Origin of the sequence: Anaerostipes sp. MSJ-23 (assembly GCF_018918155.1) — a bacterium.
Lineage (GTDB): Bacteria > Bacillota > Clostridia > Lachnospirales > Lachnospiraceae > Anaerostipes.
Map to the genome: position 1 here is coordinate 76,974 of NZ_JAHLPY010000007.1, position 16,991 is coordinate 93,964.

The 16,991-nt window shown below is 34.7% G+C and carries 17 protein-coding genes and 1 pseudogene; 2 read left to right on the forward strand and 16 right to left on the reverse strand.

The window, feature by feature from the left end:
• Positions 1 to 81: 81 nt before the first annotated feature.
• The 6 genes from KQI71_RS06650 to KQI71_RS06675 form a co-directional block, all read right to left on the reverse strand.
• Positions 82 to 261, reverse strand: coding sequence for a hypothetical protein (locus KQI71_RS06650; protein ID WP_216435155.1), 180 nt, complete (start codon positions 259 to 261; stop codon positions 82 to 84).
• An 836-nt stretch (positions 262 to 1,097) separates the two neighbouring features.
• Positions 1,098 to 1,472 carry a hypothetical protein gene (locus KQI71_RS06655; protein WP_216435136.1) on the reverse strand — a complete coding sequence of 125 codons (375 nt, stop codon included), beginning with the start codon at positions 1,470 to 1,472 and terminating at the stop codon, positions 1,098 to 1,100.
• 38 nt (positions 1,473 to 1,510) lie between these two features.
• Positions 1,511 to 2,242, reverse strand: a complete 732-nt coding sequence (locus tag KQI71_RS06660; RefSeq protein WP_216435137.1) for a hypothetical protein — start codon at positions 2,240 to 2,242, stop codon at positions 1,511 to 1,513.
• Positions 2,239 to 4,122 carry a recombinase family protein gene (locus tag KQI71_RS06665; protein WP_216435138.1) on the reverse strand — a complete coding sequence of 628 codons (1,884 nt, stop codon included), beginning with the start codon at positions 4,120 to 4,122 and terminating at the stop codon, positions 2,239 to 2,241. Before KQI71_RS06665 ends, KQI71_RS06660 begins: the two co-directional genes overlap by 4 nt.
• Complete coding sequence (locus KQI71_RS06670) at positions 4,109 to 5,056, reverse strand: AAA family ATPase (protein WP_216435139.1); 948 nt, start codon at positions 5,054 to 5,056, stop codon at positions 4,109 to 4,111. Before KQI71_RS06670 ends, KQI71_RS06665 begins: the two co-directional genes overlap by 14 nt.
• The gene (locus KQI71_RS06675) at positions 4,999 to 5,352 is read right to left on the reverse strand and encodes a helix-turn-helix domain-containing protein (RefSeq protein ID WP_216435140.1); all 354 of its coding nucleotides are present in this window, start codon (positions 5,350 to 5,352) and stop codon (positions 4,999 to 5,001) included. The genes KQI71_RS06670 and KQI71_RS06675 overlap by 58 nt, the downstream gene beginning before the upstream one ends.
• A 310-nt stretch (positions 5,353 to 5,662) precedes the next feature.
• On the opposite strand from KQI71_RS06675, the gene KQI71_RS12980 reads away from it, so the two are divergent.
• Positions 5,663 to 5,845, forward strand: a complete 183-nt coding sequence (locus tag KQI71_RS12980) for a helix-turn-helix domain-containing protein (RefSeq protein WP_207744246.1) — start codon at positions 5,663 to 5,665, stop codon at positions 5,843 to 5,845.
• 330 nt (positions 5,846 to 6,175) lie between these two features.
• Here the strand turns inward: KQI71_RS12980 and KQI71_RS06685 are convergent, their stop codons facing one another.
• The 4 genes from KQI71_RS06685 to KQI71_RS06700 all read right to left on the reverse strand — a co-directional run bounded on the left by KQI71_RS06685 (position 6,176) and on the right by KQI71_RS06700 (position 10,001).
• Positions 6,176 to 8,032, reverse strand: coding sequence for an ATP-dependent nuclease (locus KQI71_RS06685; RefSeq protein WP_216435142.1), 1,857 nt, complete (start codon positions 8,030 to 8,032; stop codon positions 6,176 to 6,178).
• A gap of 142 nt (positions 8,033 to 8,174) precedes the next feature.
• Positions 8,175 to 8,327 carry a hypothetical protein gene (locus KQI71_RS06690; RefSeq protein ID WP_216435143.1) on the reverse strand — a complete coding sequence of 51 codons (153 nt, stop codon included), beginning with the start codon at positions 8,325 to 8,327 and terminating at the stop codon, positions 8,175 to 8,177.
• Positions 8,328 to 8,421: 94 nt separating this feature from the next.
• Positions 8,422 to 9,288 carry an IS3 family transposase gene (locus KQI71_RS06695; protein ID WP_330655344.1) on the reverse strand — a complete coding sequence of 289 codons (867 nt, stop codon included), beginning with the start codon at positions 9,286 to 9,288 and terminating at the stop codon, positions 8,422 to 8,424.
• 14 nt (positions 9,289 to 9,302) lie between these two features.
• Positions 9,303 to 10,001, reverse strand: coding sequence for a helix-turn-helix domain-containing protein (locus KQI71_RS06700; protein WP_216435144.1), 699 nt, complete (start codon positions 9,999 to 10,001; stop codon positions 9,303 to 9,305).
• Positions 10,002 to 10,134: 133 nt separating this feature from the next.
• Between KQI71_RS06700 and KQI71_RS06705 the strand changes: the two genes are divergently transcribed.
• Positions 10,135 to 11,757, forward strand: a complete 1,623-nt coding sequence (locus tag KQI71_RS06705; RefSeq protein WP_216435145.1) for an IS1182 family transposase — start codon at positions 10,135 to 10,137, stop codon at positions 11,755 to 11,757.
• Positions 11,758 to 12,123: 366 nt separating this feature from the next.
• Here the strand turns inward: KQI71_RS06705 and KQI71_RS06710 are convergent, their stop codons facing one another.
• The 6 genes and pseudogenes from KQI71_RS06710 to KQI71_RS06740 form a co-directional block, all read right to left on the reverse strand.
• Positions 12,124 to 12,939 (reverse strand): hypothetical protein, encoded by an 816-nt coding sequence (locus KQI71_RS06710; protein WP_216435146.1) that lies wholly within the window; start codon positions 12,937 to 12,939, stop codon positions 12,124 to 12,126.
• Positions 12,940 to 12,974: 35 nt separating this feature from the next.
• On the reverse strand, positions 12,975 to 14,522 hold the full coding sequence (locus KQI71_RS06715; RefSeq protein WP_216435147.1) for a hypothetical protein: 1,548 nt from the start codon (positions 14,520 to 14,522) through the stop codon (positions 12,975 to 12,977).
• Between the two features lie 128 nt (positions 14,523 to 14,650).
• Positions 14,651 to 15,559 carry a YodL domain-containing protein gene (locus tag KQI71_RS06720; protein ID WP_216435148.1) on the reverse strand — a complete coding sequence of 303 codons (909 nt, stop codon included), beginning with the start codon at positions 15,557 to 15,559 and terminating at the stop codon, positions 14,651 to 14,653.
• A complete protein-coding gene (locus tag KQI71_RS06725; RefSeq protein WP_055056601.1) occupies positions 15,556 to 15,807 on the reverse strand; it encodes a transposon-transfer assisting family protein in 252 nt (83 codons plus the stop codon). The genes KQI71_RS06720 and KQI71_RS06725 overlap by 4 nt, the downstream gene beginning before the upstream one ends.
• Before the next feature lie 764 nt (positions 15,808 to 16,571).
• A pseudogene (locus KQI71_RS12985) lies at positions 16,572 to 16,772 on the reverse strand (nucleotidyltransferase); the annotation flags it as partial.
• 73 nt (positions 16,773 to 16,845) lie between these two features.
• Positions 16,846 to 16,991 (reverse strand): transposase domain-containing protein (locus KQI71_RS06740; RefSeq protein WP_216435154.1); only part of this gene is annotated, 146 nt, incomplete at its 5' end.

The window sequence follows — 16,991 nt, forward strand, 5'->3', positions numbered from 1 at the left end:
GTACAATATTTTCTTGAATTAAATACTGTAAAATAAAAAAAGAAGCCAGGTTTCTCTGACTCCTCCATTTATACATTTCATTTATGCGTTGATTTTTTTAGTGTAAGTTTCTTTCTGTTCTAATACCCATAAATCTTTATAATTTAATTTTAAGCTAATCACAATGATCAAACTCATCACTAAAATAGCACCAATTGTTCCTAAAACATGGTTTCCGTTTTCAGCTAAGTAATTCATAACATTTTGTAAATCAATTAACATATTCATTTGTATTTCCCTCTATCTCTTTAATAATGTATTATGTATTATGTATTTTATGTCCTATATTCTAACAGATTATTTATACTTAATCAATACATAATGATATTTTCAATAAAATGACGACTCAATCTATATTTTTCTTATTTTAATAAGCAAAATTTTTAGTAATTAACATTTCCTAAGAGTTTCTTTTTGTGCAATTTGTAGTACCAATTTTGAAAACAGCGTTTTTTCTTTGCAATTCTATGACATTTTAACTGTTACCGTTTTTGCTGTTGCTTTATTGTTTGTTGATTTCTTTTTGATTTTTATACAATTTTTTAAAAATAACTGGAATCTTTGGAAATAATGTACATCGTCATTTAGAAATTATGATATAATTCCAGTAGGTAAAAGAGATATTAGTGTCCATGCAGATACCTGCTTTCTGTTGCCAGATTAAGGCATCTTGCGACAACAGAATAATTATCATAGCATAGGATACAAAGAAAAGATAACAGCCTATGTCTCGTTTTATCAACCGCTGTGATGAGATCTGCCTGTATCAGTTTGCCATATCATCTAAAATAATAATAAATAAATCCAAATACCAATATTCTGCTGCTTCAAAAGGGACTGAATAAGTCTGGCTCTGTGATGTAATTCATATAAGTTTGTTTCTGAAATAAGGGGTGGTCTTGTTCCAACGATCGACATATCCCCTCCTTATGTCAACTCAGGAACAACTTTTTTTCAAAAATTTCTCATAAAGCACAGTATTATCAACTTACCCTCAAAATAAGCATAAAAAAAGAACCCCTGATTTCTCAGAAGTCCCAAATTCTTCGATTCTATGTCTACTCTATTTCTCCAAATTGCACTATCCTAGCCTGATTCAAATTAAATTCCACCAGATTATATTCTGGATAATGCGTTCCTGCTATTCGATACGTGTCATTTTCATTCCACTCACAAACTCTCCAGATTATCCTCAGCATTTGAATACTGCAAATTTTAAAATCCCAGTCTTTAGGATTATATTTAGGCACACGAAAACACTCCGCTTCTTTTCGGCTGACAGACTGAACTGCTAAAGTTCTTTTCTTCGGGTTAAATAAGAAGCGAATATACCTCAGATCACCCAATTCTTTTATCGTTGATCGAAATATTCGTATTATTCCTTTTTTTTGGCACAGAGATACCCCTGTGATATTTACTGTGGTTTTCGGCATCTGCACTCCTCCCTTCCAAATGAGCGCACTTTCTCCTATCACCTTGTTGCTGAAAATTCTATATAGCCGTCTGTTAAATTAGTTTCCAGTGCCTTTTTATGTTCTTCTACTGATAAGCCAAAAGAATCCTTCCAATCTTTAGGATAAAATGGTATTCTATTCAACTTTCTCGCTACTTTTGCTGCTATCTCTTCCTGATTCTGCTCCGGTGTCTGATCTGTTTCTGCAGTAACTAATTCTTCCTTTTTCTCCACTGAATCTGGATTCGTTTTTTTCTTTCTTTTTGTATCCATGAATATCTCTGTTTCCAGCAAATCAAAAATATACATAGTTTCATCTTCATGTATTATTTTATGCCCCAAAATCTTATATCGGCAGTCTGTATTCCATCCCATCATGTCATACATCATTGCTGAAAATAATTTATTTGACATTTTTCTACTTTTTCTCTTATCAGGTTTTTCAATACACCATCTCAAAACATCTTTGTCGTTTTCTTCGCATTTCCGCACTACCATTCGCTTATTATCCTGGTTAACAAGGTTAACAAGAATCTGTATGTAAACTGCATCCTCTAAACCGGCAATGCAGGCAGTATTAAATGTCACACTATCTCTTCGGATTACAACGGCTGGCTCCCGTAAATGTGCAAAAAGTTCCCTTCTTACAACCTGGTAACCATCATAACTAAAATCCTGTGCCAGTTCCAGTGCCTTCTGATCTATGTTTTCTGTATTCTCAATAGTCTGATTTATCATCATTTCACTCATACTGCACACCTCATCTTTTCTATCATGTTCTGTGCTTCTTCATTCAGCTTATCCAATAAATTTTCTGATATAGGTTCCAAACCTTCTACTATTTTAGCTGGACGCAGCACATCCCAATTTCCACAATACTTAACTCTATGTAAAAGAACAACCTCTTCCGGGCTATCGCCAAAATGATTCTGCCACTGCTTCGGGAAAAGTGTTCTGACAATCTTCTTTGTTTTATTTTCAAATGTTTCTACGGTATTCTCTTTCGTTTCAGTCGTATTTGTATCAGGTAAATCCTCTTGAATTATCTCATGTTTAATCACTTCTGGTTCTTCCAGGTCAAACAATAATATCTGTTCGTTATCTTCCTTTGAATATTGACCTCTAAAACGATATTTACACTCATTATTCCAATCCATTAATTCAAATAGTGGCTCTGAAAATCCCCGGCAGCTTTTAGGCAGGACTGCCCATTTACCATTTCGTATCGTTCCCCATTTTACGGCATTGATGTTATCCTTATCGCATGGTCTTACAGCGATACATCTTTCTATTGAATTAAAAAGAATTTCTACATATTCCACATCTTCAAATTTCTTCAAACAGGCAGTATTAAAGGTAATACGTCCTTCTGAGATTGTCATGGCTGGATTCAACCTTGTAGAAAAGAACTGTGCCCGAACAATCTCGTATCCAGATAAATCAAATCCTCCGTCTTTCTTTTCTTCTTTTGATTCTTCAATATCTTGTATACTATTCTGATCAGAATACACGCTCTGACTTGCTTTTTTATAATCTTCTACTGTAAATCCTGTCCAAGACCGATTAACCGACACAAAACCTTTTAACGCTCCACCATCTACTACCTTGAGATTAGGAAATGGAAAGCCTTTTTTCGCATACTTTGTTACTGTCAACATCTTCTGTGCCGCATTATAAATATCCCTGTCAACAATAGCCTCATGGTGATCTGTTTGTCGGTACTGGTTCCGATCATGACGATTCTTTTTTGATTTATGATCAAGATAATTAGGTGTAAATGTCTTTCTGGAAAGTACATCTCCACAATACCTCTCATTTCTCAATAAACTTCCCACAGTACCACTTGACCATTTGGTATTTCCAAGTTTCGTTTTCCGCTTTAATTGCATCAGTATTTCTGCTATTTCCGCAGTTGGAAAACCGTTAAGAAACAAATAGTAGCATAAACGCACTGTTTCTGCTTCTTCTTTATTAATTACCAGATTACCATCTTCGTCTACATCATATCCCAATAATTTTGGTGTAAGAAATATCCCTCTTGAAAAACGCTGCTCTATGGAAATATTCATAATCTCACTTTTCGTATGAGACTCTTCCTGTGCGGCTGCCGAAAGAACTGCCAGCATCATTTCACTGGTATTATCAAAAGTATAAATATGTTCCGTTTCAAAGAATACACCTACTCTCGGAACCATATTTGCCAGTTCACGAGCCTTAGCGATACAATCTACAATATTTCTTGCAAATCTGGAAACACTTTTCGTAACAATCAGATCTATTTTACCGGCTTTGCAGTCCTCTATCATTCGGTTAAACTCATCCCTGTGCTGTAAGGATGTTCCGGAAATTCCTTCGTCTGCATAAATTCCAACCAGTTTCCATCCCTGATGTTCCTTTATCATATCCTCATAATGATTTTTCTGCAGTTCATAAGAAGATGTCTGGTTCACATCGTCTGTAGACACACGACAATACGCACATACCCGTTTCTCCGTTGTATCTTCAAATAATTTTTCTTTTGGTTTTGCCGGAATAAATTCCAATTCGCTTCGATCAACACCTTTATATCTTTCACGAATCCTATTCTTCTGTTCTTCCCGGCTATTTATTTCTTTTTCATATCCGTTCACCTACATCACTCCCATTTAACTGCCAATACCATTTATCTCCCAATTTATAAGATATAATCCCCATATCTTTTTTTGCCTGTTCCACAGTACGCTTTCCAATTCCATTTGCCCGCATTTTATCAAATATATCTGCACATGCCATATCTGTTCCACTTAGCAGTAATTGCAGATAATCCTTTGCTTTGTCCAATTTACTATCTGTTTTTAATTTATGAGACAAAAGATCTTCTACTTCATATTCCTCCTGCCCTATCCAGCGAAATCCTGAATCCGGATGTAGTTCAAATACATATGCCTTTCCTTCTGGTGCCAGATTATTTTTTATCTGAAGCATTACACGATAATGCGGAATATTTCTATCCCTTCCTACTAATAAAATACTCCTTGCTACTGCAGCTATGTCTATACTTCCAAGTCCTCGATATATGCCTTTTGTCCGATTGCTTTTATTCATGTGTCCAATCAGCACAACTGCACATCCAGTCCGCTCTGCAACTTTTGCAAGATTTGTAAGAACAGAACGCACCGAATTTGTACGTTGCATTTCACTATCCATTCTCAAGTAGGCTTGAAGTGGATCAATAACCAATAATTTCGCCTGTGTACCTTCAATCGCTTGTGCCAATCTTGTGTCATTTAGTAATATTGGTTCTTCATCCGGCTGTTCCAAAAATGCAATTCTGCTACAATCTGCACCTGCCGCTTCCAATCGTGGCTTGATTGTATCTTCAATTCCATCTTCTGCCGCCTGATAAATTACGTTTCCCGGTATTTTATCTCCGCTTCCATCTGGCATAGCTTTTCCAGTTGTAATAAGTGCCGCAAGCTGCATCATTATGGTCGATTTGCCTTCTCCTGGATCTCCTTGCAATATCGTTATCTTTCCATAGGGAATATACGGATACCATAACCAATCAACTTCTTTTGATGACACTGCTTTTTATTTTTCTCCGTCATGTCTGCAACCAGTTCTGTAATTGTTTGTATTTCTTTTGGTATAAGACCAGATACGTCAACCGTTCTTTTACTTTCACACCCCAGCAGATAGTCGGTACTCACTCTATAAATTGTAGCTAATCTGACCAAAATTTCATAAGAAGGCTGTCTGACATCATTTTCATAGGAACACATTGTATTTTTATTTACTCCAACCAAGCTTGCTACCTGATCCTGCCGCAAGCGATTGTTTTGTCTTAATTGCTTTAATCTATTTCCTAATGATTCCATCATGTGCATCTTACCTTTCTATGCACTATGAAAATTTTTGATTTTACAGTATTTTAGTATATTCTATCAATTTATAGTTCTCGTTTGGGGAACTGCGGTTCCTCTTTCGAGAACCAGCCAAATTTTCAGACTACAATGCTCTATACTATTCTTAATCCATAAATACTGTTTTTTATTATCTTCTCAATTATATAGTATCTAGTGAATTTATTCACTATATTTTTGCATTTTTCCCTACTTATAATTAGACAATCAGGAAATATTTTAGAAGGGCGGGAACAATGTGATTGATTATAGTCCATTATGGGTAACAATGGAAAAACGAAATATATCTCAATATTATCTCGTCAACAATGGCATCGACTACCGAACTATGCAACAACTCCGGAACAACCAGAATATTACCGCATCTACTATCGAAAAACTGTGCCGGATCTTATCTTGCACCCCAAATGACATTTTAACTTTTACAGATGATGATATACATGATAAATAACTGTCGGAACCGATGAATCCGGCAGTTTTATTTTGCAACATTGCGGTCTTGCGGTGTTGCGGTCTTGATATAAAATATCTGCAAAACTCAATCATTTATTTCACCTTACTTACTCAACATAGCTGTAATTCTTGATATAACGGTAAATCAACTGCTCTACGACAACACACCAATTTCACAGTTTGATGCTGATATTAAAGAACCGACAAGTGATTATTTTTAACAAAAAAGAATTTCTGCTAAAAATAATAAAAGCAATCAAGACAACACTGCGTAATTATAAATCTGAAAGACAAGAACGCAGAGAATTTATATCTCTGCGTTCTTACATCAATCAGCAATAAAATTTTTTATTTTTTCAAACAAACATAAATAATCATTATAAACATCTTCCTCGAGCTCTATTGATTCTATATATCTATTCAACAGCCCAGAAGCAACTGTTTCACTAATGTTATCCTCACGCTCAACTAATGTTAGATTATATTCTTCTTCCATCCTTAATACAAAATCTCGAATATTATCTTTATTCATAGCATATTGTATTTTTTCTGAAGCCTCTCCTGCATAATCATCAAACTCTACTTTCTCAAGTTCAGGTCTTGATGCCGTTTTTTGATTTTTAAACTTTGATTTCATAATTATATATAACTCATTATGAATATTTCCTACCTGGCTTTTTAAATCATTAAAATAAGCATTTACAAAATCATTTATTTCCTCTACATTTTTTTCTGTTATTTTAGATAAAAACTTTTTTAATTTTTCCAAATCAGAAAAAAGTACAGATTCAATACAGTACCCATCATGAGTATGTGCCCATGATGAATTTCCTAATCTTCGTGTTATTACTTCATTTATATATTTTTCATTAGCATTTTCAGTAGAAAAATCCTTGTCAAAAATAGTTGCATATCTGCAACTTCGAACTGCTTGTGAAAGCAACTGCTTATTCGCCATAATTTTTAAATTCATATTATCTTTCCCTCTTACATACCAAAATGATATTTTGGAAAAATCTATGGCATATTGCGAATGAACTCTTTTCAAAGAGTTGTTTATTGCCTTTAAATAAGTTATATCATCCTCACCTTCTACAAAGATGACACGCTTATTTTTTTGTAGTCTTGTCAGACCAGTTATTACTCCGCCCAAAGAATTATGTAGTACATCCACGTTTAAATCATTTAAAGCCTCAATATTTCCTTCACTTTTATTTTCAGAATTAATAAATACTATATCTTTGGAATCTAATCCTGATACAAAATTATCATTATGGGTAATCACAAAAATCTGAACATTTGATATTTCTTTCAAACAATCTAATAATTTATTCTGTATTCTTGGACTTATATGTGAATCTGGTTCATCAATCAATAAAACATTCAATGCATTATCCATAATAGCCATTGATGAAAAAATTTCTGCAACTTGCAAAAAACCACTCCCTTGGAGTCCTATGTCTAATTTTTTTCCATTTTGAACCACATATAAATTAATATATTCTTCTTTTTCTTTTGCCGTTCTTGGTGGAATTTTAAATTCAAACTCACAATCTAATACTTTTTTCATCCTTTGAATCAACACAGTTACATCACTCGATAGTATTTTATTTCTCAACACTTCATGCGATCTACCCTTTTCAATTTTTTTCCTTATTTGTCCTGGAAACATATACGGTTCTTTTGCGAGTACCTTTGCAACTGGTTCTGTTTGCTGCATAAAAAGAAAGTCCGTCAATTTTGTTCCTATTGAATCCATTTTTTCTTTAAACGCATCAAATTCTTCAGGTATTTTTCGCTGCAATCTAACATATGCGTTCTCAATTAATGGTTTTACCAAGGAAAAATTTAAATAATATTTTTCTTCTGAATTTTCTTCACTAAATTCTACCCCTATTTCACAAGACCTTTTAGTTCCATAAAACAGATCTTCATCTTTGGTAATCCGCAAAAAATACAGTTCATCAAAACTTATGTATAAAGGAACTGAATGACTATAGAAACTTTTCTTATTGCTTGTTAAGCTTTCATTGTAACATTTCTCCCATAACAGCAATGCCTCAAATATTGTGGATTTTCCAATATTGTTTTCCCCAACAATTACATTAAATTTTCCACTAAATTTAATTTCAACAGTATCTTTATATGTTTTAAAATCTTTCAAAGTTATCTTGGATATAATCATTATTTTCCCCCACGTCCTTTTACATATACATTCTCTCATATAGTGACATTTTTTATATATTAACACATTCTTCCATATATCAAAAGTATAAAACACCGCTAAACAAGATTTTCTTACTTGCTTAACAGTGTCCTGTAAAAACCTAAAATCCATTCTCAAACATCGACAGTCCTGCCATCATCATCCCTTCATCCATATCCAATCCAGCGCTCTGTTCTTCTTCAATCACTTTCCCGGCATCTTCTTCAACAACTACACTCTTTTTTATCTGCTGTATAAAATCCGTATCCTGCAACAACTGCTGCTTTAATGGTGTGCTACCTGTCAATAGAACAATAAAAAATAATAAATTTTTGTATCGTCAACCAAATTACGGTTGGCGATATTTTTTAGGCTGCGTTTATATATTGATTATGATATTCCATTGGTGTCATTACATCTAACTTTCTTTGTAATCGTTGGTTGTTGTAGTAATTGATATCATCTGTTATGGCTGTAACTAAAGTATTTCTATCGTCGAAATGTCGACAATAATACATTTCCCGTTTTAAAATTCCCCAAAATCCTTCCATCGGTCCATTATCGATACAGTGAGCAACTCTGGACATACTTTGCTTCATATGATGTTTTTTTAATCTTGTGTAGAATTGTGCGCTTGTATATTGAAATCCACGATCGGAGTGAAACATTGGATGTGCCTCTGGCTCCAAACGAACAGCCTCATCAAAAGTACTCATTACTAACGGATTATCGTTATGATCACTTATCTTAAAGGTTACAATTCTTCGATCATATAAATCCAGAATAGCACTCAGATATACCTTGTGAACTTCATTTCCATTGTAGTATTTAAATTCGGATACATCGGTGAGCCATTTCTCATTTGGTCTATCGGCATGAAAATCCCGGTGCAAATAGTTTTTTGCTATATGATCTGGATTTCTATCTCCTCTGGTACAACTTTTGGGTTTCCATTTGATATTTGATTTTATATTACATTTTCTACAGATACGGAGTACTCGTTTATCATTTACATGAACTCCTTTGTGCCCATCCAGTTCATCCAGGATTCTACGATATCCCATATCTGGATGCTCTGAATGTATCTTTTGAATTTCGATGGATAATCTCTCATTTTGCAGTTCGTTAGTACTTTTTGGATGTTTTAGCCAGTGATAGTATGCAGAACGTGTAATGCTAAGAAACTTACAAAGTCTATCTACTGGATATCCCTTGTCAGAAGATAATTCTTTAATAGACTTATACGCAGCTAACCGATGAACGAAAGATAACGATCCCTCCTTTCCAGTTCTCTGACTTTTTTTAACAGATCATTCTCCATTTGTAGATCATGATTTTTTCTTTCCAGTTCAGCGATTTTATCACGCAATTCTTCTTCAGGTGTACGACTTGGTAATGATCCTACTCGCCTACCACGACGATCTTCCAAACCTTTCCATCCCATTTCTTCGTACCGTTTTACCCAATTACGAACTTGTTGATAAGAACATTGATATTTCAAAGCCATTGCTCCATAATTCTTATCATTTGCCAGGCATTCTGTAACTATTTTTAATCTCTCATCAAGAGTAGTTGTTCTTGCTTTTTTCATGTATGTACCTCCGGTGGATGTTTTGAATGTTCCACCAGAATTATACATCTTAATCCAATCTTCCAGTTGTTTAGGTGAACGAATTCCGTATTTTATGCAGATAGTATGGAGAGATCCTTTTCCGTTAAGATAGTCATTTACAGCAGATAGTTTTAATTCTTTTGAATAGTGGCTGTTTTTTGACTGATCTAGTAGTCCAACAGGCCCCTTACTTTTATAAATAGATACCCACTTTTGGATACTCTGATAGGCAATACCAAGTTCCTTTCCTGCCTGACGTATTCCAATCTCTCCATTAAGGTATCGTTCAACTGTTTTTATTTTTTCTATTGGATTTATCTTACTTTTTCTGGACATGAAAATACCCCCATATAGGACTTTTATATTTCATTGTCCTATATGAGGGTAGCATATCATTAAGCGGCAGCCTTTTTTCAAAAGAATAAGAGCCGGGCTTCGCAAAGTCCGGCTCTTGGTGTAAGATTTAAATATGAACAAAAACAAAATCTTACAGAAAGATTATACCTTATCTTCTCTGTACTATCAAATCAAACTTCCGCTGGATCTTGAAATTTTAATCCCGGCAGATGATCCGGTCCGCCTACTGAGTGCTTTTGTGGAGGGAATGGAACTCAGCGATCTTTATCAAACCTATGGAAAGATAAAGAAAAATCAGGCGTCCCCAAGACAACTGTTTAAGATTATCATTTATGCCAGCATGAATCGAATCTATTCTAGCAGAGATATTGAAACTGCATGTCACAGAGATATCAATTTCATGTATCTCTTGGAAGGAAAACCTGTTCCAGATCATGCAACGATCGCTCGTTTTATCTCTCTGCATTTTTCAAAATGTTCCAAAAATACTCTGGCTGAAGTAAGCGATATTCTTTTAGAGATCGGGGAAATCTCTGGAAAGAGTGTTTTTATCGATGGAACCAAACTGGAATCTGTTGCGAATAAATACACTTTTGTATGGAAAAGAGCTGTCTCAAAAAACTGTCAGCGACTGTTTGGAAAGATTTCAGACCTGATCCATGAATGTGAAGCTCTTTATGGAATTCAGATCGCTTATCATGATCAGATTTCCTTGCATACTTTAAAACGGATGAGAAAGAAACTTTATCTGATAAAAAAAGAAGAAGATATTTCCTTCGTTCATGGAAAAGGAAAACGAAAAACAGCATTACAACGATCAATAGAGACCTTGGAATCTTATATTCAAAAACTAAAAGAGTATAGAAAGAAGATCCATTTATGCGGACCTCGGAACAGCTATTCAAAAACAGATCCTGACGCAACCTTTATGCGTATGAAAGAAGACGCCATGATGAATGGACAGTTAAAGCCGGCATACCATCTGCAGCATGGTGTCGATTCAGAATACATTACATGGATCGATATCAGTGCCAGACCAACCGATACCGGAACACTGATTCCGTTTCTAAAAGATATGGAAAAACATCTTTCCTTTCGATATCAGGAGATCGTTGCAGATGCAGGATATGAAAGTGAAGAGAATTATCTGTTTTTAGAGAAAAATGGGCAGTCATCTTTTATCAAACCCATGAATTATGAGATTTCAAAAACACGAAAATATAAAAAAGATATTGGGAAAATGGAAAACATGGAATATGATCCTGAAAAAGACAGTTATCGTTGTCGAAACAGGAAAATGCTAACGGTACAATACCAGAGAAAGCAAAAGACAGCAACGGAATATCAACGGACAGTTACTGTTTATCAATGTCATGAATGTAAAGGATGTCCATTCAAAGAAAAATGCATGAAAGGTAACAACTGTAAAACACCAATGGAAAAAAGAGAAAAAAGGCTCTATGTATCAAAAGTGATGAAGAAAAAGCGGGAAGAAAATATAAAAAGGATCACTAGCGAATATGGGACCCAGTTGAGGATGAACCGAAGGATACAGGCAGAAGGCTCATTTGCAAATATAAAAGAAGATATGAATTTTCGGAGATATCTTTATAGAGGGAAAGAAAACGTAACTGCACAAAGTGTGATCCTTGCGATTGGATATAATATAAAGAAACTACATCATAAGATACAGAATGGGCGAACAGGACAACATCTGTTTGCATTAAAGAAATAAGAATTTTTGAAAGTTCAAAATGTAATTGTTATTTTTCTTCTAACTATTTAGAAGTTGTATTAAAGTACGCCATTTTTAAATTTTTATAACCATAATGGTTAGATGTTGTTAAAAAACGTTAAAAAGAGGCTGCTACATCTATGATTTATTTAATCATTAATGCGACAGCCCCTCCCAGCATTTTCTTTTGAGAGCTTTTGCTCCCTAGCCAGATTGTGGTAAATGCTAAACCCTTATAAAGCTAGTAAGACACTGCCCTCTGGCACAACACCTTACTTCAACGCTTGACAGACACTCATGTTGCCTGTTGTTAATATTATATTAACTTGCCACCACGAATATGTCAATTACTTTTCTACTATAATTTTATAGCTGTTTGTATGAATATAGATTCTCTAACAATTTCCATAGTTCATTTCGTATCCGGAATGTTTCAGGTCTTAACGTCTCTCTTAACCTATTGCCTGCTTCTATTGAATCGTTATTAAATATCAACATCCCGTTTTCTATATTGTGCATATAAATTGGAGAAAAATACTGTACCAATTCCGCTAAGTTCATATAAATTTCTGTTTTTAACATTTCCAAATATTGGTTTTTGAAAGAGTATTTTTTCTTCTTCCATTTCTCTAATATAAAAGAAATCTCATCTACCAATTTAACGTCAAATGGCTCAGCTGAAAAATCTGTATCTATTATGTATTCCATTATATTAGTCACATCGGTTTTAAATTTTTCCAGTAAATATCCATCTTCTGAAAAGGGTAAATAGCCTTCTGACATTCCCTTCAAATCTTCCATTGTCATTACCCATACTGGAAAGTGTCTATTGAAAGAAATGATCAAATTCTCTACTAATGGAGTAATTCCGGTCCTATCTCTTTTAATAACAAAATAATATGTTTTAATACTTCCCCACTGCCCACTTTTTCTCTTCTCCATAAAACCATTAAAATCTGATTTAAGTTTACAAATTGCATTTTTTTCTTTATAAACTTCTGGTGCATACACAGCAAAGGCAACACTATAATCCAATACACCATCAACACTCATGTCGCCAGTTCTTCCAGAAGTGCTTATTGCTTGGTATCTAAGACCATATTTTTGTTTCATTAATTTAGAAAACAAATCCTCAAAATGATTTCCATATGCTCCTTTTAGTTCATCATATATTGTTATCAATTACTTTTCCTCTCAACTTCTAATATGTAAAACAATTATTCCTCTATAAGTTCCTGATGCCTCTTCTCTAAATAATCTACAATGTTCTCGGTAACAGCTGGAATTTCATTGATAATAGCCTTTCGCAATGTCAAATTATCCTTATAAAATTTTTTGTATCTTTCTTTTCTCCGTTCTGTACTTGCCCTTTGCGGAATCAGATATTTCGTAATACTTTCATCCAAGTCTGACAATAATTCCGGCGTATATAAAATCAAATGATAATTCTGAAACCAAAATTTTTCGTTATCTAAGGGTTTCAATCTATTGATCTGGTCTTCTGAAAATAATCCATCCTTTAAATAATACGAAATCAAAATTTGATTCTGAGATTTAAGTACCATTTCCGTTGTATCTTCTAAACATGCCTCAAGATGATAACACTTGATTGCGTAATAGTAATACAACTGTAGATCATAAAATGCTGAAATTAACGCCTCTTTATATCTGGCTTTCAAAAATATTTTAATTTTTTGATTATCAAACCCACTCATATCATTAAAAATATCTGATGTATATAGCAATGACTCTGGTGATGTTTTTAATAAGAAGCATAACTGATGATAGTCATACTCTTCAATATCATATTCTTCAAAATCTGTTTCTTGAAAATGCTTGGTTTTGAAAAAATTTTTTATTAAAGACTGTTTATTTCTTTCCTTTTTTACACCTGCCAATTTATATATCAACTGATTCAAAAAAGATAATTTATGTTGTATTCTTGCTCCGATCTGTTCTTGCCTCTCAAAGTCCTTAATAACTTCTACATTCCAGTGTCTCATAATAGCTTTCCAATATCTGGTCAATAGATTTTCTATATTATATGATTCATAATCCTCTATTTCTATCTTCTGCTCATTTCCTTCATAATCGTTTTCTGCTAATACCTGACTGAAAATTTTTCTTATTTTTTCATTGTCATATCTATTACAGAAAATATAGAAATCATCTGAAAAATATTCAAAGTGACAATTAACCGATGCCTCTTCTAATGCCCTTTCAAAATCATCCGATATTTTTTTCAGAGCATTTTCTGCAAAATAAAGCGACAAGTAATTGCCCATTATTATTCCACCAGTTCTTCCATTATTTAAACTGGTAAAAACATTGTCCTGCAATTCACCTTTAGGAAGATAATGCGAATACAGCTTTCCATAAAAATCTTTAATATCAAGCTTAATCAAATTATCATACAAGCACAAATTCATAAAATCATCATTTAATTGTGCATCATATTCTCCTGCCACAAAATCACCCGTATCAAAATTAACCGTCATTCTGCTATGTGCTGGATTAATCCCCTGAACATCATCAAAATAAGGTAACCCTGAGTAATAATGATATGCTCGCACAAAGTTAAGAATATTAGGAATTTTCAAAGTTCTATACTTTTCATTCCCTTTTTGTACATTAAATGAAATTGGCATTGTCCAGCATAATTCTCTGGTATCGAAATTCTCAACATCATCGGGGTACTCCAAAGAATCAATATCTATAAAATGTCTCACTGCATTTTTAAAATTATATAAATTATTCAAATCCATATTTTATCCTCATTACTGCAACACTGTATTTTTCAATTTTAAATTCCAATTATATTATAATTCATCTATTATTTTTTTCAACAAAAATGGCCCTGCCACATGTGTAGCAAGACCACTTTTGTCAAATACTATTTCTTCTTCCTCTCCATATCCTCCGCCATCACTTTCTGCTGTGTCTGTTTCTTCCCTTGTTTTGCAACTTTCTTCTGATTGAGCCGGAGTCTGGCAAGTACAGATTCTCTTGGTTTATTTTTATCTTTTTTCTTCGAAGTATTGTTCATCAGTCCGTCGATCATATTGTAATTGGCTTCTTCTGCCATCTCAGCACTGCGAAGATACTCTCCGTTGTCCATGACCTTCTGCCAGTTTGCCAGCTCTGGTTTCTTTTTCTGCTGCTCTGGTAACTGCTGTGTCTGATTCGGTTGCATCTGCTGTTGCCTTTGCTGTTCCTGTTCTTTTGCTATCTGCTGTTGCATAAAGTTCTGAATGTTCCGTCTTGCTTCTTCATCAAAGCCATTGTAACAGTCATTCATAACTACTGCACCATCTTCACTGAGAATCACATAGGCGGCTCTTGTCCCATATTCTTCATGTTCCATCAGGAACCATTTTTTCTCGTTCATCAAAATATAATCCTGGGCAAGCCATGTCCCTTTTTTTCCTTCGATTTCATATCCGGTTGTATCAATGGAAAGTCTGGTATCAGCAGAACTTTTGATCGTGAGAAATTCTGGAACGATAATGAATCCATCTTTATTAATATAGTAAGCTGTGGTTTTTCCCTCATCCGTAATTACCAGAACATCGCTGCATCCGATGGAATGACCTTTGAAGTTCTTCGGTCGCTGTTTCTGCAGGCGTATTTTTATATCCGCCGGAGTTTCCCCCGGCTGGATTCTTCCAATGTACACCTGCTGATAGTTCTCAATGCTGACGCTCTTTCCTTCGCTTCTCAGCTTTTCATAAGAACGGAAACGGACATCACGATACTCTGGTGTTTCTTTTACCTGATATACTGCACACTGACTTGTACTCATTCCTCGTCCTCCTCTTCCAATTCCGCTTTATAATCTTCCAGATCCATAAGAAAAATCTCATAGCCTTCGTCACTCATGCAGAACAACTTTCTTATGGTATTGCAGACCAGCCCGATCATATCCGCATCCCCTTTCAGAAATGGAATGATATTGTCGATGGCTTCCATCGTATCATTTCGGTTGCCTTTATCAAACATTGCGGTCACTAAACATTCATCTGTATCAAAGTTCATTGCCAGATCCATCATAATTCTACCTCCCCCTTCTTACGTGCTTTGGATTTTTCGGTTGCCGTTTCTTTCTGCTCCTGTGCTTTTGCCCTTGCCTGGAACTCTTTTAATGACTGCAGCACAGATTTTTTCAGTTCTCCTTTTTCGCCCTTTACAGGCTCTTTGTTTTGTTCCCGATTCGATTCTACTGATACGGATTCTTTCTTGACTAGTGTTTCTGAAACTTCCTGTTTCACTTCCACGGTCTGTTCTGTTTCCTGCACTTTTCCATGTTTCTCATTCAGATACTTTTCCATGTCATTGATTGCTTTCTGTACCAATGGACTCTCCTTATAATGTGGAATCATATCAATCAGATCCCTTTCTATCCTGTCTCCACTCATGAGTCCATATTCCCCGGAATAATCCTCATCCCCGTCCTGCAGATCAAAACCAATTCCTTTGATTCCATGCAGACGTTCTGCCGGAATACTTTCATAGATTTTAATCGCTTCTTCCAGCGTGAGATTATTATGGTATTCTCCCATGACCGGAAACTCCATACACTCTGCCACATAAAAAGTAATCGTAGCTTCTGGTTGCTCCTGTTCTGGTTGTCTGGTAAAGATAGAAAGGGTTTCTGCATTTTCCAGACGGGAAAGTAATGACCGGGCAGTTATCACATCACTGTCTATATCAGATTCTTCCGATACTTCAACGAGCCAGTCCTTTAAACACCCTGTTTTCTTATTCAGAATGTCCTCTGTAATTTTCTCCACCTGTTCTTCCCTGTTCTCATCGGCAGGATGCTCCACCCCTTCTGGAAGTTCATTTAATTCCTGATATGCGTAGGCAATCTCTACATCAAGATTTTTACAAATCTTTTCGATACGATCACCAATTGCTTCTTTAAATGCATCCTTAATATCCTTACGGATGATAAAAACTATTTTGTTGAACCCTGCTTCAATCGCATCATGAATAGAATAATCCATGATGATCTGTAAACGGTAAATCGTAAACGGTAAATCAGTGTTACCGATAAATTTTTGATCACTGGATTTTTATCCAGTGATCTTATTTTTTACATTCTGTTGGCAGGTATTCTGACCATGGTAATAGTTCTTCTAAAAAATCTAGATTTCTATCTTCCATGTGTTTTGGAATCTCTGTCAGCAGATATTTTAAATATTCATATGGTTTTAACTGGTTCGCTTTGGCTG